This is a genomic window from Kosakonia oryziphila, assembly GCF_900094795.1.
In the GTDB taxonomy this organism is placed as follows: Bacteria; Pseudomonadota; Gammaproteobacteria; order Enterobacterales; family Enterobacteriaceae; genus Kosakonia; species Kosakonia oryziphila.
On the sequence record NZ_FMBC01000032.1, the window covers coordinates 17,039 to 43,788 of the forward strand.

Below are 26,750 nucleotides of genomic sequence, written 5' to 3' on the forward strand. Positions count from 1 at the left end.
TCAAACCTTCTGAATGTCGACCAGATTGGTGTGCTGCGGATTGCCTTTCGCCAGTGGCGATGGGCGATGAGTGGTCAGGGTATTCATGCAGCCACCGTGATCGACACGGTCACCTTCCATGTTGGCCTGGTGCCAGGCTCCCTGGCCCATTGCGCTGACGCCCGGCATGATACGCGGCGTCACTTTCGCGGCAATACGCACTTCGCCGCGCTCGTTAAAGACGCGCACCATATCGCCATGCTTGATACCGCGATGCTCGGCATCAATGGGGTTGATCCACACTTCCTGACGACAGGCCTCTTGCAGTACATCAATGTTGCCGTAGCTGGAGTGCGTACGGGCTTTGTAGTGGAACCCGAACAGTTGCAACGGGAATTTTTCCCGCAGCGGATCGTCCCAGCCTTCAAAGGTTGAGGCATAAATCGGCAGCGGACTGATAACTTCGTCTTTTTCCAGCTCCCAGTCGTTGGCGATTTTAGCCAATTGGCTGGAGTAGATTTCAATTTTGCCAGAAGGTGTTTTCAGCGGGTTAGCGATCGGGTCATCGCGGAATTTTTTGTAGGCGACAAAGTGTCCGTTCGGATCTTTGCGCTTATAAATCCCCATCGCTTTGAGCGCTTCATAGGAGGGCAGTTGCGGATCTTTGGCGATCATTTTGGCGTACAGATACTTCAGCCACTCTTGTTGAGTGCGGCCTTCGGTAAACTTCTGGTAGATATCCGGCCCCAGACGACGGGCGATTTCGCTGGTAATCCAGTAGATCGGTTTGCGCTCGAATTTCGGCGCGGTAACCGGCTGTAGGAAGATCAGATAACCCATATTCCCTGCGTAGTCGTTCGGAATAATGTCTTCCTGTTCAACGGTCATCAGATCCGGCAGCAAAATGTCGGCATACATTGCCGAAGAGGTCATAAAGTTCTCAATGACCACAATCATTTCGCATTTGCTTTCATCCTGCAGAATATCATGGGTTCGGTTGATATCGCCGTGCTGGTTAGTAAGGGTATTACCAGCGTAGTTCCAGATGAATTTGATCGGCACATCAAGTTTATCTTTGCCACGCACACCGTCGCGTTTAGCCGTCATTTCCGGGCCGCGGGCAATAGCATCTGTCCAGGAGAAACAGGAGATCGACGTTTTCACCGGGTTTTCCGGCATCGGCATACGTTCGATAGTAATGGTGTAAGTAGATTCTCGCGCGCCGCTGTTACCGCCGTTAATGCCCACGTTACCGGTGAGGATCGGCAGCATAGCGATGGCCCGTGAAGTCAACTCGCCGTTGGCCTGACGCTGCGGCCCCCAACCCTGACAAATATAAGCCGGTTTGGCACTGCCAATTTCCCGCGCCAGTTTAATAATCTTATCGGCCGGGATACCGGTAATGCGCGACGCCCATTGCGGCGTTTTGGCGATACCATCATCGCTCTGACCGAGAATATACGCTTTGTAGTGGCTGTTGGCAGGCGCATCGGCTGGCAGGGTTTTCTCATCATAACCGACGCAATATTTATCGAGGAACGGCTGGTCGACGAGGTTTTCGCTGATCAATACCCAGGCCATGCCCGCAACCAGTGCGGCATCGGTACCCGGACGAATCGGTACCCACTCATCTTCACGCCCGGCTGCCGTGTCGGTATAGCGCGGATCGATAACAATCATCCGTGCATTAGAGCGTTCGCGCGCCTGTTCAAGAAAGTAAGTGATACCGCCGCCGCTCATGCGGGTTTCTGCCGGGTTGTTACCGAACATCACCACCAGTTTAGTGTTTTCGATATCCGAGGTGCTGTTGCCGTCGTTGGAGCCGTAGGTATAAGGCATCGCGCAGGAGATTTGCGCGGTGCTGTAAGTACCGTACTGGTTAAGGAAACCGCCGTATATTGCCATCAGCCGGGCAATGATCGAGGCGGATGGCGAAGAACGGGTAATATTACCGCCGACGATGCCGGAAGAGTAGTTAATGTAAACTGCTTCATTACCGTATTTCTGCACCACGCTTTCCAGGCTGTTGGCAATCGTATCGAGGGCTTCGTCCCAGCTAATGCGCACAAACTTGCCTTCACCGCGTTTGCCCACACGCTTCATCGGGTAGTTAAGACGATCCGGATGGTTGATACGGCGGCGAATTGACCGACCGCGCAGGCAGGCGCGGACCTGATGGTTACCGTAAATATCATCACCAGTATTATCGGTTTCCACCCAGTACACTTCGTCATCGCGCACATGTAAGCGCAGGGCGCATCGGCTACCACAGTTTACTGAGCAGGCGCCCCAGACGACTTTATCGGGCGCGGGTTGCATGGCTTGTTGTACGGCGGCAGCGGCGGAGCGCATGCCGAAAGGAAGGGAGATTGCACCGGCTGCGAGTGCAAGCGATCCTAATGCAGTGGATTTCACCAACGTTCGTCGACTTATTCCGCCCTGATGTTCAGTGTCGGACATAGCTCACTCCATTATTAGTTATAATAAAAAGATATTATCCGCTTAAATTAAAAGCAGGCTAATGAAGTGGTTATGGTAACCATTTGGGGGGAGACAAATTTTAACCATGATCAACTACGGGATAATCCCCCTAATATTCAGGGGGATTATGTTTTATTGCGTGCCGGCGCCCTGATCGTTTTGCTGGGTAGCGCCGCTGTTGCGGGTGTAGAGAATTTTGTAAGTATCATTCGCACAGTGGCCCACCACTTGCGAACCGGCCTGATCTGCCTGGTCATTTGGCACAATCGTCAGGCTGAATCCCGATTCCGGGACGCCGTTATTAATGATGCGCTGCTGGATGTCAGCCTTGACCCGCTCGCATGAATCGGGCGCAGCAAAGGCAGGAACCGCACCTGCCAGTAGTAATGCACATAACCAACGTAAATACTGCATTTTCATCTCCTTTAGTTTTGCCCGTAGTAAGCTTAGCAGTTTCTGCGCCCTGGGACCTGGTAAATATCTGAATTATCAGACGATGTGATCACTGATGCGGTCGTAACGTTATCTGCGGCGGCACATATAAGGGAATAAACAGCCGCAGTAGCGAGCTGACAGTGGCCGGGCACAGGGGCTGGTACTGAAAACGATGAGATGGGTGTTATCACAGCGTTGTTGCCAGGCGGGCATATTGTGTTGTCGTGGTTTTATGGTCATTCCGGCTATTAAATTTGGTGGGCAGTGTGTATTCGCAGGCGGGGTTTGGGTCGTAAGACAAATAAGTGCTTGCCCGAGTATGTAAAGATTTTGCTAAGATAGGCGCAATCCAGAAGAAAAATGTGGTGAACCCATTGAAAAAACAGCTATTGCTCATCGCTGTGGCGGCGTTGCTCGCCGGATGCGATGACGCGAAGGGACCGGTATCGTTTACGCCAGAGATGGCGAGCTTCTCCAATGAATTCGATTTTGATCCGCTGCGTGGCCCGGTGAAAGAATTTAGCCAGACGCTGTTAAATGAGAAGGGCGAAGTAACAAAACGCGTCACAGGAACAATGTCGAAAGAGGGCTGTTTCGATACGCTGGAACTACACGATCTGGAGAACAACAGCGGCGTCGCGCTGGTGCTGGATGCCAATTATTATCTCGATGCGCAAACGAAAGAGAAGCGGCTACGCTTGCAGGGTAAATGCCAGTTAGCTGAGTTTCCGGCTGCGGGCGTGACGTGGGACACCGATGACAATGGTTTTGTCGTGCTGGCGACCGGGAAAGAGATGGAAGTAAAATACCGTTACGATGAGGAAGGTTACCCACTGGGCAAATCCACGACTTCGAAGGACGAGCATCTGACGGTGGTCTCGACGCCCTCCAAAGATAAACGGAAAAAACTCGATTACACATCGCTTAGCACGCTGAATGATAAACCGCTCGGCAGTGTGAAACAGACCTGTGACTACGACAGGCACGACAATCCGTTGAGCTGCACGCTGGAGGTTGTCGATCTGAGCGCTTCCCCGCAGGTCACCCACAAATACAGCATTAAAAATACCATCTCCTATTATTGACGCAGGCACCCGCCGCGCTTACTGCGCGGTGGGTTTTAACAGCGTGACGCCGCCGGATTTATGGTTTTCCAGGTACTGCTGCTGGAAAATACACATGCGGATAGTGTTGCGGTACTCGCCATTAATAAAGAATTCATGAATTAACTCGCCCTCCACCTGGAACCCCAACTTACGGTAGATGTGAATGGCTTTTTCATTCTCTTTATCGACGATCAGATAAAGCTTATACAGATTCAGCACGGTAAAACCGTAATCCATCGCCAGCCTGGCCGCTTTGGTTGCCAGCCCTTTCCCCTGATATTCCGGGGAGATGATTATCTGAAACTCCGCGCGGCGGTGCACATGGTTGATTTCCACAAGCTCGACCAGCCCGGCCTTTTCATCATTACACTCAATGACAAAGCGGCGCTCACTCTGGTCGTGAATATGTTTATCGTACAGATCCGACAGCTCAACAAACGCCTCGTACGGCTCTTCAAACCAGTAGCGCATCACGCTGGCATTGTTATCAAGCTGGTGGACGAAGCGCAGATCCTCGCGCTCAAGGGGACGAAGGCGAACGTTGTGCGCGTCACTCATAAGAGTTCCTTTCTGAAAGTGAAAAGCGGGCGCAGTACGCGCCCGGGAGGATTACTGAACTTGACGACCGGTACGACGATCGAGGCAGCGCTGAGTATTGGCTTCCCAGTACGCGTTAACGTTGCTACTTTTCTGGCAATTATCTTTTGCGTCAAACGCTGCGTCGGTCTTGTCCCACTCTTTTTCAACGCGTTTATTCACTTTTTGACGCAGGGAACGGGTGTCATTCCATTGCTCTTTTTCCATCGCCGCAGATTGACGGGTTTGTGCGTTGTCGCCCGATTCAATAATCAGACGGTTGGTTTCTGCCATTGCGGAGGTGGTGTACACGATGGCACCCAGCGTCAGCATTGCGGTCAGGCACAGGCGTTTGCTAAGTGTAGTTGTCATTGCGATATCCTTAAATTGAGGGAGAAACGGGTAGCCCACATCTCTCTATTTTATGCGATCTCAGCTTGCCGGTATACCGGGGCGGCGTCCAATCTCAGAACATTATCGGGTATGATGGTTCAACCAACCCTTAATAATTGTGCCAGAAATGCTCAAAACGACGCTGCTTTTTTTTGCTACCGCGCTGTGTGAAATCGTTGGTTGCTTCTTGCCCTGGCTGTGGTTAAAACGCGGTGCAACGCCGCTTCTGCTGGTGCCTGCTGCGCTGGCGTTGGCGTTGTTTGTCTGGTTGTTAACGCTGCATCCGGCGGCCAGCGGGCGAGTTTATGCGGCTTACGGCGGCGTATATGTCTGTACGGCGCTTATCTGGCTGCGCGTGGTGGATGGTGTGAAACTGAGTTTTTACGACTGGCTGGGCGCTGTTGTGGCAATGTGCGGTATGTTAATCATTGTAGCAGGATGGGGGCGTGCTTAACTAATCGTTAATATTTTGTGATCAGTAGCGTATTTCCTGATCGTCATACTTGTATGGTAGTTGCTTGATTGCGTAAGTTTTCCGCATTACCTTATGTCAATGCAAGGAAACCCGCATGAAAATCACTGGCGCCGATGTCTTTGTTACCTGCCCGGGGCGCAACTTTGTCACATTAAAAATTACCACCGAAGAGGGGATCGTCGGCCTTGGCGACGCCACGCTGAATGGTCGCGAACTCTCCGTTGCTTCCTACCTGAAAGATCATTTGTGCCCGCAACTTCTTGGCCGCGACGCGCAGCGCATTGAAGATCTCTGGCAATTTTTCTACAAAGGCGCTTATTGGCGGCGTGGTCCGGTGACCATGTCGGCTATCTCTGCTATCGATATGGCGCTGTGGGATATTAAAGCCAAAGCCGCCAATATGCCGCTCTACCAGTTGCTTGGTGGCGCTTCCCGTGAAGGCGTTATGGTTTATTGCCACACCACCGGCCACAGCATTGATGAGGTACTGGAAGATTACTCGCGGCACAAAGAGATGGGGTTTAAAGCCATCCGCGTTCAGTGCGGCGTGCCGGGAATGAAAACCACCTACGGCATGGCAAAAGGCAAAGGTCTGGCGTATGAACCTGCCACCAAAGGCCAGTGGCCGGAAGAACAGCTCTGGTCGACGGAAAAATACCTCGATTTCACGCCGAAACTGTTTGACGCTGTGCGCAGTAAATTTGGTTTCAACGAACATCTGCTGCATGACATGCATCACCGTCTGACACCAATTGAAGCAGCTCGTTTCGGCAAAAGCAGCGAACCTTTTCGCCTGTTCTGGATGGAGGATCCCACCCCGGCTGAAAACCAGGCTTGCTTCCGATTGATCCGCCAACACACCGTTACCCCCATCGCCGTCGGCGAAGTGTTCAACAGCATCTGGGATTGCAAGCAGCTGATTGAAGAACAGTTGATCGACTACATCCGCACCACTATCACCCATGCTGGTGGCATTACCGGTATGCGCCGCATTGCAGATTTCGCCTCGCTCTATCAGGTACGCACTGGCTCGCATGGCCCGTCAGATCTTTCGCCTATTTGTCATGCAGCGGCCCTCCATTTTGATTTGTGGGTGCCCAACTTTGGTGTGCAGGAATATATGGGTTATTCCGAACAGATGCTGGAGGTTTTCCCGCACAGTTGGCGCTTTGATCAAGGTTATATGCACCCTGGCGATCAACCCGGTCTGGGCATCGGTTTTGATGAAAAACTGGCGGCGAAATATCCCTACGATCCCGCATATCTACCGGTCGCGCGGCTGGAAGATGGCACGTTGTGGAACTGGTAACAGAGGAAAACAAAATGAAAAGTGTGGTAATTGAGCAACCCAACCAATTGACGCTCGCTGAACGCCCTTTGCCGCAACCCGCCGCTGGTGAGGTGCGCGTCAAGGTCAAACTCGCCGGGATCTGCGGCTCCGATAGCCACATTTATCGCGGGCACAACCCGTTCGCCAAATACCCGCGCGTTATCGGCCATGAATTCTACGGTCTGATCGATGCCGTTGGTGAGGGCATATCGGCAGAAAGGGTGGGCGAACGCGTGGTTGTCGACCCGGTGATCAGCTGCGGTCATTGTTATCCGTGCTCCGTTGGCAAACCGAACGTCTGTACTGAACTGGTTGTGTTGGGTGTACATCGTGACGGCGGTTTTAGCGAATACGTCACTGTTCCGGCACGTAATGCCTGGGCCGTTCCGGCGGCAATCCCGGATGAGCATGCGGTAATGATCGAGCCGTTTACCATCGCGGCTAACGTCACAGGTCAGGTGAACCCAACGGAGAATGATATTGCGCTGATCTATGGTGCAGGGCCGATGGGATTAACCACGCTGCAAGCACTGAAAAATGTCTACAACGTGCAGCAAGTGATTGTTGCCGATCGTATCGAAGATCGTCTGGCAATGGCGCAGCGTAATGGCGCGGACTGGGTGATTAACAACAGCCAGCAGCCGTTGGCGGAAGCGCTGGCAGAGAAGGGCATTAAACCGACACTGATTATTGATGCGGCATGTCATCCATCGATTCTACAGGAGGCAATTGCGCTGGCCTCGCTGGCCGCGCGTATTGTGATCATGGGCTTTTCCAGCGAACCCTGCCAGATAATCCAGCAGGGCATCACGGGTAAAGAACTGTCTATTTTCTCTTCGCGTCTTAATGCGGGCAAATTCCCGGTGGTGATCGACTGGCTGGCTCGCGCCTTGATCGATCCGACAAAGTTAGTGACGCATAAATTTGATTATCAACATGTCACCGATGCGATTGAACTGTTTGAAAAAGATCAGCGGCACTGCTGTAAGGTCTTATTAACGTTCAATTAATTACAACGAAAAATGCGGTTGAGCGGTACGCATACTTCTTTTTCGAGATAGCCATTATGACGCAAGTTAACGCTGAAAGAACGACCTCTGATCTGGTGAAAGCCGCCGTTTCCGGCTGGCTGGGTACCGCGCTGGAATTTATGGATTTCCAGCTTTATTCGCTGGGTGCGGCGCTGGTTTTTCATGAGATCTTCTTCCCGGAGCAATCAGCGGCGATGGCGCTGATTCTCGCGATGGGAACCTACGGAGCGGGTTATGTGGCGCGCATTATCGGCGCGTTTATCTTCGGTAAAATGGGCGATCGAATAGGCCGCAAAAAAGTGTTGTTTATCACCATCACGATGATGGGCATCTGTACCACCTTGATTGGCGTATTACCGACTTATGCGCAGATCGGCATTTTTGCGCCGGTATTACTGGTCACACTGCGCATTATTCAGGGCCTCGGCGCTGGTGCGGAAATATCCGGTGCCGGAACGATGCTGGCGGAATATGCGCCGAAAGGGAAACGCGGCATCATCTCTTCGCTGGTAGCGATGGGTACTAACTGCGGTACGCTGAGCGCAACGGCGATCTGGGCGGTGATGTTCTTTGCACTGGATCGCGAAGCGCTGCTGTCCTGGGGCTGGCGGGTGCCGTTTATCGCCAGCGTGGTGGTGATGATTTTTGCCATCTGGCTGCGTTTGAACCTGAAAGAGAGCCCGGTTTTTGAGAAGGCGCATGAAGGCGAGCATGCGGCGAAGAGCCAAAGTGCGGAAATGGGGCTGAGCGCAATGTTCAGCAGCAAAACTTTCTGGCTGGCGATCGGCCTGCGCTTTGGTCAGGCCGGTAACTCGGGGTTAATCCAGACCTTTCTCGCGGGTTATCTGGTACAAACCCTGCTGTTCGAAAAACGCATCCCGACCGATGCCCTGATGATCAGTTCAATTATCGGCTTTCTTACCATTCCGTTTCTGGGCTGGTTGTCCGACAAAGTAGGTCGCCGTTTGCCCTATATCTGCTTGTGTATCTCGGCGATCATTCTCGCGTACCCGATGATGGCGATCATCGTCGACAAAAGTTACAACCCCGGCGTGATTATGCTGTCGATCATCGTCATACATAACGTTGCCGTGCTCGGGTTATTCGCACTGGAAAACATCACCATGGCGGAGATGTTCGGCTCTCGTAATCGCTTCACGCGGATGGCTATTTCGAAAGAAGCGGGTGGGCTGGTGGCTGTCGGATTCGGGCCAGTACTGGCAGGGATCTTCTGCAATATGACCGGCTCCTGGTGGCCTATAGTCGTCATGCTGGTGGCCTACTCGCTGATTGGTTTGCTCTCTGCCGTGCTGATGCCAGAAGTGCGCGACCGCGATTTGAATATTCTGCAAGACGCTGCTGAACCACGTGATGCGGCACAGCCAGTGGGAAACCGTAACTATATCTGAAACTCCTTATTAATTACCGGAAGTACTCTCTAAGCCAGGGTTAAATTAAAGGGATTTTGACACATTTGGTTACCATTCTAGTTGGTGTAGTCCGCAAATGCTGTCGTAAATCATAGTCTGATTTGCGACAGCCCGTAATCTATTGAACCACTGTTTCACTTAATAAGATGAGTCCCACCATGGAAAACAGGCTATTAAAGGCGAAAGCCACGTTACCTGATTACGATCGTAACAAACTGGTTCCACGCATTGTGCATTTGGGGTTTGGTGCTTTTCACCGAGCTCACCAGTCAGTGTATGCGGATATTCTGGCCGCAGAGCACGGCAGCGACTGGGGTTACTGTGAGGTTAATCTGATCGGCGGTGAGCAGCAAATTGCCGATCTTAAACAGCAGGGGAATCTATACACTGTGGCAGAAATGTCCGCCGATGCGTGGACAGCGCGGGTGGTCGGCGTGGTGAAACGCGCGCTGCACGCGCAGGTTGATGGTATGGAAACCGTGCTGGCGGCCATGTGCGAGCCCCAGGTGGCGATTGTCTCGCTGACTATCACCGAAAAAGGGTATTGTCACTCACCGGCGACCGGAAAACTGATGCTCGATCATCCGTTAATCGTTGGCGACCTGCAAAACCCACAGCAGCCGAAATCTGCGGTTGGCGTGGTGGTGGAAGCGCTGGCGCGTCGCAAAGCGGCAGGGCTGGCGGCATTCAGCGTGATGTCCTGCGATAACATGCCGGAAAACGGCCATGTTACCCGCAATGTGGTGTGCGCTTATGCCCGTGCGGTGAATGCGGAACTGGCAGACTGGATTGACGCTAACGTGACGTTCCCGTCGACCATGGTGGATCGTATTGTTCCGGCAGTAACGGCTGAAACGCTGGATAAAATCGAACAGCTTACTGGCGTGCGCGATCCGGCAGGTGTGGCCTGCGAACCGTTCCGCCAGTGGGTGATTGAAGATAACTTTGTCGCGGGTCGTCCGGCATGGGAAAAAGCGGGCGCTGAACTGGTCGTCGATGTCGTGCCGTTTGAAGAGATGAAACTGCGTATGCTGAACGGCAGCCACTCCTTCCTCGCTTATCTGGGCTACCTGGCTGGTTATCAGCATATCAATGAATGTATGGACGACGACAACTATCGCCGCGCAGCACACGCGCTGATGCTGAAAGAGCAGGCACCGACGCTGAAAGTGAAAGGCGTTGACCTTGCGCGTTACGCCGATCTGTTGATTGCGCGTTACAGCAACACCGCGCTGCGTCACCGTACCTGGCAGATCGCGATGGACGGTAGCCAGAAATTACCACAACGTATGCTCGATTCTGTACGCTGGCATTTAGCGCATCAGGATCCCTTTGCGCTGCTGGCACTGGGTGTGGCGGGCTGGATGCGCTACGTCGGCGGTATTGATGAGCAAGGCCAGGCAATCGAAGTGTGCGATCCGCTGCTGACGGTGATTCAGGGAGCCGTTAACTCAAGCCAGGAAGGTGAATCGCGCGTGCAGGCACTGCTGGGTATTGAAGCGATTTTTGGCAACGAACTGCCGAAAGAAGCGGCCTTTGTGGCGCAGGTACAGAAAGCGTATCGTTCACTGTTGGAGAAAGGGGCGAAAGCGACCGTGGCAGAATACGCCGCAGCGCTGTAAATCGTCTTAAGAATGCCGCCAGGCGGCATTCTTTTTTGCCTTTATACAGGCATTTTCACCCTTAGTGCAGACCAAGCCGAATCAGTTCAACCGGTTCGAATTTACCTTCACAACCTTCCACTTCTACCGTTTTACTGCGGCGTAGTTGCGCGGCGTTCAGTCCGTCAGCGTGAATGGCAATGATTTTGCCGGTGCGGCCTGTACCGTTAATCATTACGCGGCTGCCGGTGGTAATCGCGTTACGATTACGATCATAAGTCATCATGGTGGTTTCTCCTTGTCGATATCCAAAAAACGAAACGGGGCAGAAGATGTCCCCACTTCGGACGCCTTATAAATACGCTCCTGAGATAACGAGTTTTTGTTTTTGATCAACATCACACTTTTTTGCTGAAAAAAATTTCATATCACGCGATGACAACCGTCTTAAATCAACCTTATAGAGGTATAAACTCCGCGTTTATTTTCCTGAGCTCATTTTTATTTATTAATGAAAATGGATTTTAAGATTTTCCTGATTACTAAATGCCGCGCGATAGCGCGTACACTATGTAACGATATGTTAGTGACTATTTCGGTTTTTTAGCGCGGTACAATTCTGCGCCGGATTTCTTTTGGATAAAAATAGGGTGATTTTTTAATAGAAGCGAAGCAACGAAAGCGGAAAGTAAGCCTGGCTTTTGTTGGCAAGTAATGAAGGAGATAGATTAATTTACGCTGGCTATTCTGCGCAGAGTTCGCCGAGAGTAATAACATAATAAATATATATTTTTGAATTATTACCTGTTGAAATTATTTCGTTAATATCATCTGTTTATTAACAAACAGACGGAGGCTATGAACGCCTTTTATAATGCATGATTATTTTAACTAATTGATAAGCAAGTAAATTTAACTAATAAGATGTTTTATCTCTTCATTTTAATGGTGTTATAACGATACTGATTGGGTGGTGACATAATGAAAAGTGAAGCTATCAAGCAACAGGTGAGAAATCATCTTAAGTCGCTTAAACGTACAATTACGCATCTGAGGAAGAAATGGAAATATCGTCATAGCGGTGATGTGGACGTGTACTGGATTTCTTTGGGAGAGAATTGCCTGGCTGATGATATTCTTCGGCGACACAACAGGAAATCGTTCAGCTCTATTTTTTCCTCCGGGCGATCTAATATAGAATATATTCTTGCGATGGAAAAAGATAATTACCAGAATTTACTGAACAAAACATATCTGCAGCATTTTCCCGATGGCGACCATTCAGTTGTACGCTCCACCTATTATAAGCATTGCGTTGGTCAATACAGCGAAAGACATATGCTGGGATTTGAATTCACGCATCATGATCCCCTCGGCATTTCCGCCGATAAGCAGACATTCAAACGGCGCATCAAGCGTCAACTCGCCTGGCGAGGGAATAAAAATTTTGTCTTTCTTTACCATCATCGCGTCACGGCGAATTCCGATCTTGCGCTGTTAAGAGAACATCTGAATGAGTTGTTGTCGTTGTACAACACGAAAGGCTGCGAGTGTGAAGTTGTGCTTTTCTATCAAAATATCGTCCCGCAGGAGACACAGAAGCATATCGATTTTACGCCGCATCATTCCGGCTTACTGGAGTTCGCCTGTCATACCCATGAGATTTGGGGAGGAGAGGACCAGGATACGTTCTGGGCGCGAAAAGATGACGCTCTTTTTACTGAGATGTTTGACACCGTTGATCGATACAACCGGAGTAAAGGCGGATCCCGTCGTGAACTGGTACCGGTTGCTACAAACACAGGAATGCCAGTTTAACTACTGACGCGAGATGTACTTCAAGTGCGGCGAACGGCCTGTGAGGGTGGCTCACCGCCAGATATCTGTGGACGGCGAGGAGATTAATCCTCGCTGAACCAGTCGCGATTTTCCTGGCGAATGGTTTTTACTGATTCGCTGATCTCCTGCAAGTGCAGGCTCATGGCGTGATCGACTGCGTCAGGGTCACGTTTTTCTAGCGCGGTAAAGATATCCATGTGCTGGCGTAGCAGCATTTCCGGCGGCGAAACGTGGTCAAGGCTCATATAGCGTACGCGGTCGATGGTGGCTTTGATGTTTTCGATGGTGTCCCACGCTAGTTGACAATCGGCGATCAGCGCCAGCTTCTGGTGGAAATTATCATCCAGCTCGAAGAAATCATTCAGTTGCTTGCGCTCGATGGCGGTGCGCTGTTGATTGAGGTTTTGCTCAAGCAGGTAGCAGGCGCTGTCATCAATCAGCGTGGCGGCACGGCGGGCGACGGCACATTCGATCGCCTGACGCACGAAGCAGCCATTACGCACCTGCGTCATGGAAATCTTGTTAACGTAGCTGCCGCGCTGCGGGCGGATCTGAATCAGACCGTTTTCTGCCAGCTTAATAAAGGCTTCACGCACTGGCTGACGCGAAACGTCGAAACGCACCGACACCTCTTTTTCCGACAACGGCGTACCCGGTGGGATCAGGCAATGCACAATATCACGCCGTAGAATACGGTAGATTTGTTGATTTACGGGCTGTACAGGGTTGAGTTGCGTTTCAGCGGCCATTTGCTCTTACTTTTTAAAGGGATAACCCGGCTACCATACCATTTATTAACGATACATCCCATACCCGGCCCGCAGACCGGGTGGGAAATTTAACCCGGACGGTGAACGCTTAAGCCCGCATACGTCTGGCTTACCGGCATCATCTCAAGAGTATTGATGTTGACATGCTTTGGCAGCGTTGCCACCCACCAGACCGCTTCGGTTACATCTTCCGGCGTCAGCGCAGTGGTATTTTCGTAGGTTTTTCCCGCTTTGACGTCATCGCCTTTAAAGCGCACGTTCGAAAACTCCGTACCGCCGACCAGACCAGGCTCGATATTAGTCACGCGAACCGCCGTACCGCTCAGATCGGTACGCAGGTTAAGGCTGAACTGGCGCACAAACGCTTTGCTCGCACCATAGACGTTGCCGCCCGCATATGGCCAGCTCCCCGCCGTTGAACCGATATTGATGATATGGCCGCGATTACGTTCCACCATGCCCGGCAATACCGCGCGTGTCATGTAAACCAAGCCTTTGTTATTGGTATCGATCATCGTTTCCCAGTCATCAACGCTGGCTTTATGAGCAGGCTCAAGCCCCAGCGCCAGACCGGCATTGTTGACCAGCACATCAATGTCGCGCCACTGTGCTGGCAAGGAAGCCATCAACTCATCAATGGCCGCGCGGTTGCGAACATCCAACTGCGCGATGTAAAGGTTATCCCCCAGCTCGTCTTTCAGCTCCTGTAAACGTTCCTGACGACGGCCTGTGGCGATTACTTTGTGACCGTTTTGAATAAAACGGCGCGTGATACCTTCGCCAAAGCCTGCCGTTGCCCCGGTAACCAGAATAATCATCTCACTGTTCCTCAACGCTTTTTGTGGTGTTGAACCCTAGCATGACCGCATGCTTGCAGTAACACAAGTCTTCCCGCCTTACAGTGTGGCAAAAAACGCACGCTTGTGCGGCAGCAGAGAGAGAAAGATTGCGATGCGCGCAGCGGATGCCTACTCTGAGAAGATTCACCATGTTCAGGAGCGAAACATGTCGGTTACCAATCCTTTTTTCTCTGCAAGCCCGCTGCCGTACCAGGCCCCGCCGTTTGATGCGATTACTGATGAACACTACCGCCCGGCGTTTGACGAAGGTGTGCGGCAAAAGCGCGTGGATATCGTCGCCATTACGGCGAACCCGGCTGCCGCCGATTTTGACAATACGCTGCTGGCGCTGGAGCAAAGCGGTCACCTGCTGAACCAGGTAACCAGCGTCTTTTTCGCCATGACTTCTGCGCATACCAATGATTTTTTACAGCAGCTCGATGAGGCGTTTTCCACCGAGCTGGCGGAACTGGCGAACGATATTTACCTTGATGATGCGTTGTTTGCTCGTGTGGAAAGCGTATGGCGCCAGCGTGACGCGCTGGGGCTGGATGCTGAATCGCTGCGACTTGTCGACACGACGTATCAGAAGTTTGTTCTCGCAGGTGCGACGCTGAGCGCAGAAGACAAAACAACGCTGAAAGCGCTGAATACCGAAGCGGCGGCACTGACCAGCCAGTTTAACCAGCGTTTGCTGGCTGCGGATAAAACGGGCGGGCTGGTGGTGGATTATGTTCATCAGCTCGATGGTTTAAGTGCTGAAGAGATCACCTCGGCCGCTGAAGCGGCGAAGGCGAAAGGACTGGAAAACCGCTGGCTACTCACGCTGCTCAATACCACCCAGCAACCAGCGCTGGCTGCGTTGTGTGATCGCCAGACCCGTGAAAATCTGTTTACCGCCGGCTGGCTGCGCACACAGCGAGGGGATGCCAATGATACCCGCGCAATTGTGCTACGTCTGGTGCAGCTTCGTGCGCAGCAGGCGAAACTGCTTGGCTTTAACGATTTCGCTAGCTGGAAAATCGCCGATCAGATGGCCGGTACTCCGCAGGCCGCACTAAGATTTATGCGCGATATCGCACCAGCCGCCCGCGCACGTGCCGAGCGTGAACTGGCTGACATTCAGCAGATGATTGACACCCGGCAGGGTGGCTTTACCGCCCAAGCCTGGGACTGGGCATTCTATGCTGAGCAGGTTCGCCTGGAGAAATATGCGCTGGATGAATCGCAAATCAAACCCTATTTCGCGCTGAACTCTGTGCTCACGGACGGGGTGTTCTGGGCGGCAAGTGAGCTGTTTGGCATTCGGTTCACCGAGCGCTTTGATATTCCTGTCTATCATCCCGATGTGCGCGTGTGGGAGATCTTCGATACTGACGGCCGAGGTCTGGCGCTGTTTTACGGCGATTTCTACGCCCGCGACTCAAAAAGTGGCGGTGCGTGGATGGGTAATTTTGTTGAACAATCGACGCTGAATGGCACGCAGCCGGTGATTTATAACGTCTGTAACTACCAGAAGCCAGCGGCCGGGCAGGCGGCGTTGCTGTCGTGGGATGACGTGATCACGCTGTTTCATGAGTTTGGCCACACACTGCATGGGCTGTTTGCACGCCAGCGTTACGCCACGCTTTCCGGCACCAATACGCCGCGCGATTTCGTTGAGTTCCCTTCGCAAATCAATGAGCACTGGGCCAGCCAGCCGCAGGTTTTTGCTCACTACGCCCGCCATCATCAGAGTGGTGAGCCGATGCCAGAGGCGCTGCGCGAGAAAATGCTGCAAGCCACTCAGTTCAATAAAGGCTACGACATGACGGAATTGCTGAGCGCGGCGCTGCTCGATATGAACTGGCATGCGCTGGCCGATGGCGCCGGGGTGAATGATGTCGATGAATTTGAGCGTGAAGCGATCCGCAAGGAGCAGCTCGATTTGGCGGCAGTACCACCGCGTTATCGCAGCAGCTATTTCGCGCATATTTTTGGTGGCGGTTATGCCGCTGGCTATTATGCCTATTTATGGACGCAGATGCTGGCCGATGACGGCTATCAGTGGTTTGTGGAACAGGGCGGTTTAACCCGTGAAAATGGACAACGCTTCCGTGAAGCCATTTTGTCGCGCGGCAACAGCAGCGATCTCCAGCAACTTTATCGGCAATGGCGCGGCCACGATCCGCAGATCGAGCCGATGCTGAAAAACCGAGGGTTAAGTGATTAATTACGGGTGGAAATGCTTTAAAAAGTTACATAACCAGCAGGGTTATTGACCTGTTTGCGCGAGAGAAATAACGTAACAGATGGTGATGAATCCCCCTGCGCGGAGGGGCAACCAGAAAAACCTTTTTGGGATATCGCGGGTTTCGTGGTCTGGAGCGAACTCACCGGGAGGCACCCGGCATCACCGTAAACTCCTCTGCCAGAGGCCTGCATCATCGGGCCTCGGGCCTTTTACTTTCCCCTCGCTTTACGGCGTTTACTCCCGCTTTTAGCCTACTCAGTTGTTAAAGTGTGCACTATCTCACATTTACTACCGTGGTGTTATGCCGTTCATTAAGCCAAATTAAAGGACCTGATTTGAACGTTAACATTCTGTGGCATAACCCGGGCATTCAGACAATGACTGTGCTAATGTCGAATTAAATTTGAGCAACTGAGGTAACCGACATGACCAAAAATGTAGTGGTAATACGCGCCGGTGGTAAGGTTGAAAATGTGACCGTGGAAGACAATGCTAAATCGGTCTCGTTCAAAAATGAGCAGAGTTCGTTTCTCGAAATTCCGATTGAACCCTGGGAGCTGGATGGCGAAACCTTCCTGGTTGCCCGTTTCTCCGATCTGGTGAGCCAACAGGAAACCGAACAGGCCATCCGGAAATTTTACTGATTGATGACCGCCTGAGGGCGGTTTTTTTACGCCATGTCGCTGCCAGAATTGAACGTTAGCGTTTCGTGCAAATCGCGGGAATAAAATGCGGGTTTGTGCAGTCACCTGAGTTATCACGCAGTATTCAAAAACATAAAAATCAAAAGGCCTCAACGAGGCCCTTTTACATTACCGGTTTTGGCCAGCGTCGGCGGCGTGGCATGGATATACAGGATCTGGCCGTCAGTCTTGTCCCACATACTGAGCAAATTGCACCATGTGGCTGTTGCCGCTCCTGGCAGAATGTGGTGAATAAAAACTTGTGGTTGCTGCAAACCGGGCACTGAAATTTGAGATTGGGGATAACCCCTCCGGTCTGTGGAATGGAGATTCGACGGTAACACACTCTGTTTGCGCTGAAAGATATATCCTCAATAATTTCAATAATAAAACGTTTCGCTGGTGCATTTTTATCGCCAGTTCAGCTTTGTTTAACCTTCATTGAGGCATTAACTGCTAACTTAAACAGTACAGCGTTTACCCAACCCCGTTGAGTGAACGTACAGAACAAAACCAAAATATCCATGCAAGCATTGGCCGCCATTATGGCGGTTTTTTTTGCATGAAGAAAAAGGCCCCTCACGCATTTACGCAAGGGGCCTTCCCGGTGGGGGAGTATCGCTATTCATCAATCGTCCCATTTGTGACTAAAATAAGCAGCAAGGAAACCGGAGAAAAGAATTACTCCCAGTACTGCCATAAAGACGTGCATATTTGCCATCATTTTAAACCTCCATCTAATTAACCAACTTGCCTCTCTTACCTTAATTATTTAGCCGCGATGGAGAGATAGTAACATGGTGAACCTAAATAAAGGTTGAATGGCTCGTTATTTCGCCGTTTTGGTAAAGCTCTTCCGGTACATCACCGGGGGCATGCCGTACTGCTGATGAAAATGGTGGCGCAACGACGCAGCATTACCAAATCCTGACTGCCCGGCGACCAAATCAATACGCAGGCGGGTTTGTTCGAGCAATGTCTGGGCGTACTGTAACCGTGCCTGCAAAATCCAGCGTGCCGGCGTGGTGCCTGTCGATTCCTGAAAGCGGCGTAAGAAGGTGCGCGGACTCATGCCAACCCGCAGCGCCAGTGACTCCACGGTATGATTCTCCGCAAGTTGCAGATGGAGGAAATCAAACAGTTGCCCCAGTAGGCGGCTTTCGCGCGTGCGGGCTACCGGGCGGATAAGCTGCTGCGTCTGCGAACCATCGCGGTGTGGCTGAACCACCAGCCGCCGGGCGACCATGTTCGCCGCGTCAAGGCCAAAATCCTCACGTACCACGTGCAGACAGAGATCGATCCCCGCCGCGCTGCCAGCGGATGTCATCACATTCCCTTCGTCGTAATAGAGCGCATCCTCCAGCACCATAATGGCCGGATAGCGCTCGCGCAGCCCGTCGATATAACGCCAGTGGGTGGTGGCTTTGCGCCCGTTTAACAGGCCTGCCGCTGCCAGCACAAACACCCCGGAACAGATGGAGATAATGCGGCAACCCCGCCGCCAGGCTTGCTGGAGCGCAGCGCACAAATCAGCCGGAACAGGCGACTCTGCGCCACGCCAGCCGGGCACGACAATGGTTTGCGCGTCGGCCAAAAGCTCCAGTCCGCCTTCGGCCGTCACGCGAATACCACCGGTCGCCCGCAGTTCTCCGGCATCCACTGCCGCAACGGCGAAGTGGTACCAGTTATCGCCCATTTCCGGGCGCGGCAGACCGAATATCTCCACCGCGACGCCGAACTCAAAGGTGCAAAGCCCATCATAGGCGAGGGCAACGACACGGTGCGGTGCGGAGGAATGTCGTAATGTTGTCATTATCCTGGTGTTATCTGGCATAGAACGGTGCAGTGAAGTTGTCCTGTTTTGGTTAGATTACTGTTAACACAAACAAGGAGAAAGCACGATGAGCTACGTTACTGATTTTCCCGTCGCATCCCCTGAACAAGCCGCCAGCCATTTTCTACGCCGCCTGAGCGTTGAAACAGATTGCGCCGATGTGCATGACGCTATCACCCATAACGACAAAGATTTTGTCCTGTTGCATGTGGTTGGTAGCCCGGAGGCATTCGCTCGTCGTCACGTTCCCGGTGCATTGCATCTGCCGCATAGCATGATAACTGCCGAGCGCATGGCTGCCTGGCCGTCGGAGACACTATTTGTGGTGTACTGCGCCGGGCCACACTGCAACGGTGCCGATCGCGCGGCGCTGAAACTGGCGCGGCTGGGGCTGCCGGTCAAAATCATGATTGGTGGGCTCACTGGCTGGGAAGATGAAGGTTATACCTTCGCCAGCGGCCAGAGCGAAGCGGATTTCTAGTCCTTTTTTATCCTTACTGCGCCATCGTGAAACTTCCTCATATATGGTGAAATTTTCTCTGTTGCTGCACTCTGCCCGGCATGAGATTTTATTTAGATATTTAGCCATCCAGAAGGCTGTAAATTCAAATAATGAATTATCACGCCGGGTAATCATCTGCTCCGGCGTTCGAGGAGAATAATCATGCAACGACATCAGCCCCCTTTCCGCGCAGACGTAGTCGGTAGTTTCTTACGACCGGATGCCATCAAAAATGCCCGCCAGCAGTTTGCACAGGGCGAGATCACCGCACAGCAGCTCCGTAATGTCGAAGATGACGCTATCAGTTATGTGGTTGAAGAGCAGTGCGCCTGCGGCCTGCATGTGGTAACGGATGGGGAGTTTCGTCGCGCCTGGTGGCACTTTGATTTCTTCGACGGTCTGGAAGGGGTTGAGCGTTACGATGCGGAGAAAGGTATTCAGTTTAACGGTGTGCAAACCAAAGCCCACGGCGTTCGCGTCACTGGCAAATTGCGTTTTGGCGATCATCCGATGCTGAACGATTTCCGCTATCTGAAGAGCATCAGTGGCAGCGCGCAGCCAAAGATGACCATCCCCAGCCCGAGCGTGCTGCACTTCCGTGGCGGGCGTAAAGATATTGATGCGACCGTTTATCCGCAACTGGATGCCTATTTTGATGATCTGGCGACCACCTGGCGCGATGCCATCCACTCCTTCTATGCTGCCGGTTGCCGCTACCTGCAACTGGATGATACCGTCTGGGCCTATCTGTGCTCTGACGATCAACGCCGTCAGATCCGCGAACGCGGTGACGATCCGGATGAACTGGCGCGCATTTATGCCCGCGTACTCAATAAAGCGCTGGAAGGTAAGCCGGAGGATCTGACCGTCGGGCTACATGTCTGTCGTGGCAATTTCCGTTCGACCTGGATTTCCGAAGGTGGCTACGAGCCGGTGGCAGAAGTGTTGTTCGGCAGCGTCAATGTTGATGCCTTCTTCCTCGAATATGACAACGATCGTTCCGGTGACTTCTCACCGCTGCGTTTTGTTCGTCCTGGTAAACAGCAGGTGGTGCTGGGACTTATTACTACCAAAAACGGCGAGCTGGAAAACCCGGAAGGGGTGAAAGCGCGTATCGCGGAAGCGGCAAAATACGTGGATATCAACCAGATTTGCCTTAGCCCGCAGTGCGGTTTTGCTTCCACTGAAGAGGGCAACTCGCTAACACCAGAACAGCAGTGGGACAAAGTGCGTCTGGTGACGAATATCGCCGAACAGGTGTGGTGAGTGCGCAAACCGTTATAGGCCTGATAAGGCGAAGCCGCCATCAGGCACTATAAAGAAGTACTATAAAGAAGGTGCTGACATTTATTGCGCTGGCACCGCGCCCCATTGCCGTACCTGCATCCCTTTTACCAACATCAGCCATGCTATGCCAATGGTGACGATCAGGATCACGAACAGCGACCAGGCAGGCAGTGTGGTGAGTATGATGCCGGTCAGCAGCGGGTTCATTGCCGCACCCAGCCAGCCCAGCGCCTGAGCGGAAAAATAAGTGGCCTTCATCCCCGGCGGCGCGATGTTATCAATCAGTAAATATTCTCCTGGGGCATAAATCACTTCGCCCAGCGTAAATACTGCGGCGGAAAGCCCCCACAACCATAAATTGTTGCCGGAGAGCATAAAACCAACCAGTCCCACGACGAAACAAAGTGTGCCGACCCCCATTAACGGACGCAGGTTGGTGGCGGTCAGTTTGCGCCCGACAGCGTATTGCAGCGAAACCACGATAGCGGCGTTGACCGGCAGCACGACGGCCACCACTTTTTCAGCAAAACCGCTGTCCGCTACGGTCATCACGTACTGGGAAAGGCAGGAGGCGAAAGAGCCACAAACGAAGGAAGCAAGCAGGTTTGACAGGGTAAACCAGCCGAGCGCTTTATCTTTCAGCAGCACCGATGGCGACCAGGGAACGGCAGGCTCCATGCCACTACCCACGGCCACGCGGCGGACAAAAAACTGGATAAAGACCAGCGGGAATGCCGCGCAGACAGCCGCCAGCCAGAACGGCAGATTAATGCTTTGCATCACCAGCAGCGTGCCCAGCGGCGGGCCGACGGTCCAGCCGATGTTAAGAAAGGTGTAGTTAAGTGAAAAGACTTTCGCTTTCGCCGTTGGCGTGAGCGTATCGGCAAAATAGGCTTTCAGCACCGTGGAGAAGACCGAATAAGCGCAGTTGATCAGGGCAAAAAAGAGTACCACCAGCCCGGCGTGATGCGTCAGCGGGATCGCAGCAAAACCGGTAATAAAGGCGACGATCGCCAGCAACATATAGCGTTTTTTATCGAACTTATCCGCCAGCATGCCGAAACCAAGGCTGAAGACAACACCAATAGTCAGCGCGACGGACATAGCATAACCGACCTGATCGACGGCCATATCATACTGGCGATTAAGGTAGATGGTCATAAACGGCAGCGTTGCGCCGCGACCAATGGTTAATAACAGAGAGGATGCCAGTAGTGCGACGGTGGAGCGTGTTTGTGGTGTGGTCATGTTTTGCCCGACATGCTGGTTGTTATAGTTTTTTGTGATGTATACAGCAATAACATGCATAAACTGCTATGTACAACGGTTGATGTGGCTACAAATGCCAAAACTGACCTACCGAATTTAATGATCTGTTGCGGTACTATTTTTTGCGTTACCGTAAATTTTTTACAAAAGTTGAAATAACAGGGGCGGAGAATGACGCGTAAAGATGTACTGCTGGCAATGCTGGTGGTCGTAGCGTGGGGACTGAATTTTGTGGTGATCAAAGTTGGTCTGCACAGTATGCCGCCGTTGATGCTGGCAGGTTTACGCTTTGTGTTCGTGGCATTCCCCGCTATTTTGTTCGTCGCGCGGCCCAGCATTCCGCTGCGTCTGTTGCTGGGTTACGGGCTGACGATCAGTTTCGGTCAGTTCGCCTTTCTGTTTTGCGCGATCAAATTCGGCATGCCTGCCGGGCTGGCATCGCTGGTATTACAGGCGCAGGCCTTTTTCACCATTATTCTCGGCGCAGGCGTATTTGGCGAGCGGCTGCAATCAAAACAGTTGATCGGCATTTCACTGGCAGTACTGGGAGTGTTGGTGTTGATCGAATCGAGCCTTAATGGGCAGCACATTCCGCTGGTGGGTTTTGTGCTGACGCTGGCGGCTGCATTCAGTTGGGCCTGTGGCAATATCTTCAACAAAAAAATCATGCAGCACGGTTCGCGACCGGCAGTCATGTCGCTGGTGGTGTGGAGCGCCTTAATCCCGATTGTGCCCTTTATGGTTGCTTCGCTGGTGTTAGATGGCCCGGCGCTGATGCTGCGAAGTCTGGTAAATATTGATACCACCACGCTGCTGTCGCTGGCCTATCTGGCGTTTGTCGCGACCATTATCGGCTACGGTATCTGGGGTTCACTGCTGGGGCGTTATGAAACCTGGCGCGTCGCGCCGCTGTCGCTGCTGGTGCCGGTCGTCGGCATGGCAAGCGCGGCGATTCTGTTGGAAGAAACCTTATCGACGTTGCAACTGGCAGGTGCGGTGCTGGTGATGGGCGGTCTGTATATCAATGTCTTTGGTTTGCGTCTGCGCCGTGCGGTGCGGGCTGGATAACAAGGAAAAGCGCTATTCAGGACGGGGCAAACAAATAAAAAAAGCCCCACATTGTGTGGGGCAAAACGATTAGCCGTGCTGATTATAATAGGGCACGCCTAATGCGTCGGATTTATCACTGCCCACACCCATATGGTTAAAATCATACGGCGATGTTTGTTGGGTGGTGGGTAAAATCATCGCGTCGCGGGGATCCTGCGGCGCCGGATGATTGAATTGCTCCGCATAACTCTGGCCGGAAAAGAGAACCATCAGCGTGATGGCGGCACAGGCAATACGTTTCATACATTCCTCGATACGTCTTTAAAACAGGCGATAATTAACAAGCTTGGTTTAGCGGATAGAGATACCTTGATTCAGCAGGCATATCTGTTACGCGGAATTTATGCGGCGGCACGTCAAAATAGTTTTTGAACGTGCGGGTCAGGGTTTGTTGTGATTCAAACCCATAACGTTCCGCCAGATACAGGATCGGTTCGTTGCTCTCCTTGAGCTTTTGCGCAATTTCCGTCAGCTTGCGGCTGCGAATGTATTGGCCCAGCGAATGACCGGTCTCTTTTTTAAACATCCGTTGCAGGTGCCACTTGGAGTAACCTGAACGTTCTGACACTTTTTCCAGTGACAGCGGCGATTCCAGGTTATCCTCGATCCAGTCCAAAATGCTGTGAATGGTGATAGCGTCAGTATTGCGTCTGGACATCGTCATACCTCTTTGTTTTTACGGCAATATTTTCCTGAGCAAATACTCAAGGGTTGCCACTTCTTCTGCCGTTAAGTTTTTCGTTAATTCCTGGTGCAGATCTTTCCCTACTAATTGATGACATTGCTCACAAAGCGCCGCGCCGTCGGGCGTTAATTGCACCAACACGCCGCGTTTGTCATGCGGATTCGGGTTACGTACGATCCAGCCTTTGCATACCAGTCTGTCCAGCATGCGGGTCAGGGCGCCGAGATCGACGGAGAGAATTTTTTTTAGCTCTACCGGAGTAATACAAGTCTGGCAGCGGATAGAACACAGCACCTTAAACTGGGTGGCGGTGATATCCAGCGGCGACAAATAGTCGTTGAGTGAACGATCTTTTTTCTGGTTAACCAAATGGATTAAGCGGCCTAACGGAATGATATCGTTAAACAGATCATTCGTGCTTTTCACAATGGTTGCCCCGGCAAGTAGATTAATCACGGCAGATATTATTGCTCAGGCAAATATAAGTCAACAAAATGGATTCCCGGATGCCACTATTTGCTAAAACGTTTCATATTGGTAAAATTTTACACCACATAAGTAACTGAATCAGTTGGTGTTAAGGTGCGGTTACCGACCCTCAAACCTCCCATTGCCGCTGTGTTAACGCTATACTGCCTGAGCTTCGACCACACAGGAGTGTCGCGCATCATGCTTGAATTGTTTAAAGCTATCGGTCTGGGGCTGGTGGTGTTACTGCCGCTGGCGAACCCGTTAACCACCGTCGCGCTCTTTTTAGGGCTGGCGGGCAACATGAACAGCGCCCAGCGTAATCAGCAAGCGCTGATGGCGTCTGTGTATGTCTTCATCATTATGATGGTGGCGTATTATGCCGGGCAGTTGGTGATGAACACTTTCGGCATCTCGATCCCGGGTTTACGGATTGCTGGTGGATTGATTGTCGCCTTTATTGGTTTTCGTATGCTGTTCCCGCAGCAAAAATCACACGAATCGCCGGAAGCAAAAACCAAATCTGAAGAGTTGGAGGAGGAGCCCGGCACCAATATAGCCTTCGTACCGTTGGCGATGCCCAGTACCGCCGGGCCGGGAACTATCGCTATGATCATCAGTTCGGCGTCCACGATCCGCCACAGCTCGCCGTTTCCCGATTGGGTGGTTTTGTTTGCGCCGCCGCTCGTCTTTGCCGTCGTGTCAGTGATTTTATGGGGGAGTTTGCGCAGCTCCGGCGCGATCATGCGGCTGGTCGGCAAGGGCGGAATAGAAGCGATCTCCCGGTTGATGGGCTTTTTGCTGGTCTGCATGGGTGTGCAATTTATCATCAACGGCGTGCTGGAAATCATTACCACTTTCCACGGAGCCGCCTGATGGGCAGAGGGAGGCGCTGGAGGTCATGATGTTGATGCTGGCAGATTGTCAGCATCAGCACCGCTGTGATCCGGCGAGCCGCTTATCTGGCCACGCTTCAGGATGCATCATTCCCATAGGCCGGATACGGCGGCAAAGCGTGCCCAAAGACCGGGTCTAATGGCTGTGGCTTACCTGTTCTTCCAGTTTTACCGGCCAGCGGCGGAAAATCACCACCGCCCACACCAGCGCGGCGAGCGCTGGGATCGCACCTGCATAGCCGATGATATCCATCGACCAGCGCAGGCTGATCTGGTTGCCTACCAACGCACCGGCACCAATACCGATATTAAAAATGCCGGAAAACAGCGACATCGCCACGTCAGTGGCATCGGGTGCCAGCGCCAGGACTTTCACCTGCATGCCGAGGCCGATAATCATGATCGCGATGCCCCAGAACACGCTCAGCACCGCCAAATGTGTCTCGCTGCCGGAAGCGGGCAGCATTAACACCAGCGATAGCACCAGCAGGCCAATCGCGCTGCACACCAGACCGGAGGCGTGCTGATTGCCCAACTTACCGAACAAGATACTGCCGAGAATGCCCGCGCCGCCCAGGATAAGCAGCAGCACGGTGGCGAAACCGGCGCTAAAGCCCGCCACATTCTGCACGAAAGGCTCAATGTAGCTGTACGCAGTGTAATGGGCGGTCACCACCACTACGGTCAGCAGGTAGATAGACATCAGGGCCGGACGACGGAACAGCAGCGGTAGGCTTTTCAGCGAGCCGGAGTGTTCGCTCGGCAGGGACGGCAGCAGTTTTATCAGACAAACCAGCGTGATGAGCGCGCCGAGACCGATGGCAAAGAAGGTGGTGCGCCAGCCAAAAAATTGCCCGACAATGCGGCCAATTGGCAGACCCAGCACCATTGCCAGCGCAGTACCGGTGGCGATCAGGCTCAGTGCCTGCGCGCGTTTACCGGCGGGGGCCAGGCGGATTGCCAGCGAGGCGGTGATCGACCAGAAAATCGCATGGGCGAAAGCAATACCGACACGGCTTATCACCAGCACCTTAAAGTTCCACGCCAGGAACGACAGCACGTGGCTGGCAATAAACAATACAAACAAACCAATCAATAGCTTACGACGCTCGATCTGGCTGGTCAGCAGCATAAAGGGCAGTGACATCAGCGCTACAACCCAGGCGTAGATGGTCAGCATAATCCCCACCTGCGCGGTCTCCATGCCGAAGCTCTTGGCGATATCCGAAAGTAGCCCCACAGGCACGAACTCGGTGGTATTAAAAATGAAAGCAGCGACGGCGAGCGTAACGACCCGAAGCCACGCGACTTTTCGAGAAACCGTATTCGTAGTCATAACGTGTTCTGGTTCGGTTAGAAAAAGGAAGAGGAGAGCGATCTTAAAGCTATTGTTGGCGAAAATACAAACATTTTGTGATGTAGATCTCATTTCTAATTCAGCAAATAAATACCGATTGCATCGGTTGACAATAGCGTTCAGAAACAGAAAACAATAAAG

Annotated in this window: 27 protein-coding genes; 13 read left to right on the forward strand and 14 right to left on the reverse strand. The window is 52.4% G+C overall.

The features are described 5' to 3' along the window. Together ynfE and GA0061070_RS15440 are read right to left on the reverse strand one after the other, a co-directional pair. The gene (gene ynfE / locus GA0061070_RS15435; RefSeq protein ID WP_090136949.1) at nt 1-2,439 is read right to left on the reverse strand and encodes a selenate/tellurate reductase subunit YnfE; all 2,439 of its coding nucleotides are present in this window, start codon (nt 2,437-2,439) and stop codon (nt 1-3) included. A 153-nt stretch (nt 2,440-2,592) separates the two neighbouring features. Continuing rightward, nucleotides 2,593-2,874: a DUF1161 domain-containing protein gene (locus tag GA0061070_RS15440; RefSeq protein WP_090136950.1), complete on the reverse strand. Its 282-nt coding sequence runs from the start codon at nt 2,872-2,874 to the stop codon at nt 2,593-2,595. Nucleotides 2,875-3,269: 395 nt separating this feature from the next. On the opposite strand from GA0061070_RS15440, the gene GA0061070_RS15445 reads away from it, so the two are divergent. After that, nucleotides 3,270-3,980, forward strand: a complete 711-nt coding sequence (locus GA0061070_RS15445) for a YnfC family lipoprotein (protein WP_208598180.1) — start codon at nt 3,270-3,272, stop codon at nt 3,978-3,980. Between the two features lie 18 nt (nt 3,981-3,998). Here GA0061070_RS15445 and speG read toward each other — a convergent pair whose 3' ends face one another. Both speG and GA0061070_RS15455 read right to left on the reverse strand, forming a co-directional pair. Beyond that, nucleotides 3,999-4,559, reverse strand: coding sequence for a spermidine N1-acetyltransferase (speG, locus tag GA0061070_RS15450; RefSeq protein ID WP_090136951.1), 561 nt, complete (start codon nt 4,557-4,559; stop codon nt 3,999-4,001). A 51-nt stretch (nt 4,560-4,610) separates the two neighbouring features. Next, complete coding sequence (locus GA0061070_RS15455) at nt 4,611-4,949, reverse strand: DUF1283 family protein (RefSeq protein WP_090136952.1); 339 nt, start codon at nt 4,947-4,949, stop codon at nt 4,611-4,613. Nucleotides 4,950-5,097: 148 nt separating this feature from the next. On the opposite strand from GA0061070_RS15455, the gene GA0061070_RS15460 reads away from it, so the two are divergent. The 5 genes from GA0061070_RS15460 to GA0061070_RS15480 all read left to right on the forward strand — a co-directional run bounded on the left by GA0061070_RS15460 (nt 5,098) and on the right by GA0061070_RS15480 (nt 10,858). After that, nucleotides 5,098-5,424, forward strand: coding sequence for a YnfA family protein (locus GA0061070_RS15460; RefSeq protein ID WP_090136953.1), 327 nt, complete (start codon nt 5,098-5,100; stop codon nt 5,422-5,424). A gap of 115 nt (nt 5,425-5,539) precedes the next feature. Further along, nucleotides 5,540-6,754 carry a D-mannonate dehydratase ManD gene (manD, locus tag GA0061070_RS15465; RefSeq protein WP_090136954.1) on the forward strand — a complete coding sequence of 405 codons (1,215 nt, stop codon included), beginning with the start codon at nt 5,540-5,542 and terminating at the stop codon, nt 6,752-6,754. A 14-nt stretch (nt 6,755-6,768) separates the two neighbouring features. Next, nucleotides 6,769-7,785, forward strand: coding sequence for a Zn-dependent oxidoreductase (locus GA0061070_RS15470; protein WP_090136982.1), 1,017 nt, complete (start codon nt 6,769-6,771; stop codon nt 7,783-7,785). 56 nt (nt 7,786-7,841) lie between these two features. Beyond that, nucleotides 7,842-9,215, forward strand: coding sequence for an MFS transporter (locus GA0061070_RS15475; RefSeq protein ID WP_090136955.1), 1,374 nt, complete (start codon nt 7,842-7,844; stop codon nt 9,213-9,215). 179 nt (nt 9,216-9,394) lie between these two features. Further along, a complete protein-coding gene (locus tag GA0061070_RS15480; RefSeq protein WP_090136956.1) occupies nt 9,395-10,858 on the forward strand; it encodes a mannitol dehydrogenase family protein in 1,464 nt (487 codons plus the stop codon). A 61-nt stretch (nt 10,859-10,919) separates the two neighbouring features. Here GA0061070_RS15480 and ydfZ read toward each other — a convergent pair whose 3' ends face one another. After that, nucleotides 10,920-11,123: a putative selenium delivery protein YdfZ gene (ydfZ, locus tag GA0061070_RS15485; protein WP_090120089.1), complete on the reverse strand. Its 204-nt coding sequence runs from the start codon at nt 11,121-11,123 to the stop codon at nt 10,920-10,922. 695 nt (nt 11,124-11,818) lie between these two features. Here ydfZ and GA0061070_RS15490 point away from each other — a divergent pair. Continuing rightward, nucleotides 11,819-12,655 carry a DUF1796 family putative cysteine peptidase gene (locus tag GA0061070_RS15490; RefSeq protein ID WP_090136957.1) on the forward strand — a complete coding sequence of 279 codons (837 nt, stop codon included), beginning with the start codon at nt 11,819-11,821 and terminating at the stop codon, nt 12,653-12,655. Nucleotides 12,656-12,738: 83 nt separating this feature from the next. On the opposite strand, the gene GA0061070_RS15495 is transcribed toward GA0061070_RS15490, so the two are convergent. Both GA0061070_RS15495 and ydfG read right to left on the reverse strand, forming a co-directional pair. After that, the gene (locus tag GA0061070_RS15495; protein ID WP_090136958.1) at nt 12,739-13,425 is read right to left on the reverse strand and encodes a GntR family transcriptional regulator; all 687 of its coding nucleotides are present in this window, start codon (nt 13,423-13,425) and stop codon (nt 12,739-12,741) included. An 89-nt stretch (nt 13,426-13,514) separates the two neighbouring features. Continuing rightward, nucleotides 13,515-14,264, reverse strand: a complete 750-nt coding sequence (gene ydfG / locus GA0061070_RS15500) for a bifunctional NADP-dependent 3-hydroxy acid dehydrogenase/3-hydroxypropionate dehydrogenase YdfG (protein ID WP_090136959.1) — start codon at nt 14,262-14,264, stop codon at nt 13,515-13,517. Between the two features lie 187 nt (nt 14,265-14,451). Between ydfG and dcp the strand changes: the two genes are divergently transcribed. Continuing rightward, entirely contained in the window at nt 14,452-16,497 is a 2,046-nt protein-coding gene (gene dcp, locus GA0061070_RS15505; protein ID WP_090136960.1) for a peptidyl-dipeptidase Dcp, read from the forward strand. A 446-nt stretch (nt 16,498-16,943) separates the two neighbouring features. Then, entirely contained in the window at nt 16,944-17,162 is a 219-nt protein-coding gene (locus tag GA0061070_RS15510) for a hypothetical protein (protein ID WP_090136961.1), read from the forward strand. Nucleotides 17,163-17,829: 667 nt separating this feature from the next. On the opposite strand, the gene mgtS is transcribed toward GA0061070_RS15510, so the two are convergent. Continuing rightward, nucleotides 17,830-17,925, reverse strand: coding sequence for a protein MgtS (gene mgtS / locus GA0061070_RS15515; RefSeq protein ID WP_035885781.1), 96 nt, complete (start codon nt 17,923-17,925; stop codon nt 17,830-17,832). 105 nt (nt 17,926-18,030) lie between these two features. Then, complete coding sequence (ftrA, locus tag GA0061070_RS15520; protein ID WP_090136962.1) at nt 18,031-19,035, reverse strand: transcriptional regulator FtrA; 1,005 nt, start codon at nt 19,033-19,035, stop codon at nt 18,031-18,033. Nucleotides 19,036-19,102: 67 nt separating this feature from the next. Here ftrA and GA0061070_RS15525 point away from each other — a divergent pair, with 67 nt between their 5' ends. Continuing rightward, a complete protein-coding gene (locus GA0061070_RS15525) occupies nt 19,103-19,516 on the forward strand; it encodes a rhodanese-like domain-containing protein (RefSeq protein WP_090136963.1) in 414 nt (137 codons plus the stop codon). Between the two features lie 183 nt (nt 19,517-19,699). After that, on the forward strand, nt 19,700-20,803 hold the full coding sequence (locus GA0061070_RS15530) for a cobalamin-independent methionine synthase II family protein (protein WP_090136964.1): 1,104 nt from the start codon (nt 19,700-19,702) through the stop codon (nt 20,801-20,803). 81 nt (nt 20,804-20,884) lie between these two features. Here the strand turns inward: GA0061070_RS15530 and ydeE are convergent, their stop codons facing one another. Then, a complete protein-coding gene (gene ydeE, locus GA0061070_RS15535) occupies nt 20,885-22,072 on the reverse strand; it encodes an efflux MFS transporter YdeE (protein ID WP_090136983.1) in 1,188 nt (395 codons plus the stop codon). Between the two features lie 192 nt (nt 22,073-22,264). Between ydeE and eamA the strand changes: the two genes are divergently transcribed. Continuing rightward, the gene (eamA, locus tag GA0061070_RS15540) at nt 22,265-23,161 is read left to right on the forward strand and encodes an O-acetylserine/cysteine exporter (protein WP_090136965.1); all 897 of its coding nucleotides are present in this window, start codon (nt 22,265-22,267) and stop codon (nt 23,159-23,161) included. Nucleotides 23,162-23,230: 69 nt separating this feature from the next. Here eamA and marB read toward each other — a convergent pair whose 3' ends face one another. The 3 genes from marB to marR are packed head-to-tail and all read right to left on the reverse strand — an operon-like array spanning nt 23,231 to nt 24,314. Continuing rightward, nucleotides 23,231-23,446, reverse strand: a complete 216-nt coding sequence (marB, locus tag GA0061070_RS15545; protein WP_090136966.1) for a multiple antibiotic resistance protein MarB — start codon at nt 23,444-23,446, stop codon at nt 23,231-23,233. Nucleotides 23,447-23,480: 34 nt separating this feature from the next. Continuing rightward, nucleotides 23,481-23,861 (reverse strand): MDR efflux pump AcrAB transcriptional activator MarA, encoded by a 381-nt coding sequence (marA, locus tag GA0061070_RS15550; RefSeq protein WP_139109777.1) that lies wholly within the window; start codon nt 23,859-23,861, stop codon nt 23,481-23,483. An 18-nt stretch (nt 23,862-23,879) separates the two neighbouring features. Further along, nucleotides 23,880-24,314 (reverse strand): multiple antibiotic resistance transcriptional regulator MarR, encoded by a 435-nt coding sequence (marR, locus tag GA0061070_RS15555; RefSeq protein WP_090136968.1) that lies wholly within the window; start codon nt 24,312-24,314, stop codon nt 23,880-23,882. Between the two features lie 243 nt (nt 24,315-24,557). Between marR and GA0061070_RS15560 the strand changes: the two genes are divergently transcribed. Next, nucleotides 24,558-25,232 (forward strand): MarC family NAAT transporter, encoded by a 675-nt coding sequence (locus tag GA0061070_RS15560; RefSeq protein WP_090136969.1) that lies wholly within the window; start codon nt 24,558-24,560, stop codon nt 25,230-25,232. 156 nt (nt 25,233-25,388) lie between these two features. On the opposite strand, the gene GA0061070_RS15565 is transcribed toward GA0061070_RS15560, so the two are convergent. Beyond that, entirely contained in the window at nt 25,389-26,588 is a 1,200-nt protein-coding gene (locus tag GA0061070_RS15565; RefSeq protein ID WP_090136970.1) for a sugar transporter, read from the reverse strand. Nucleotides 26,589-26,750: the final 162 nt, after the last annotated feature.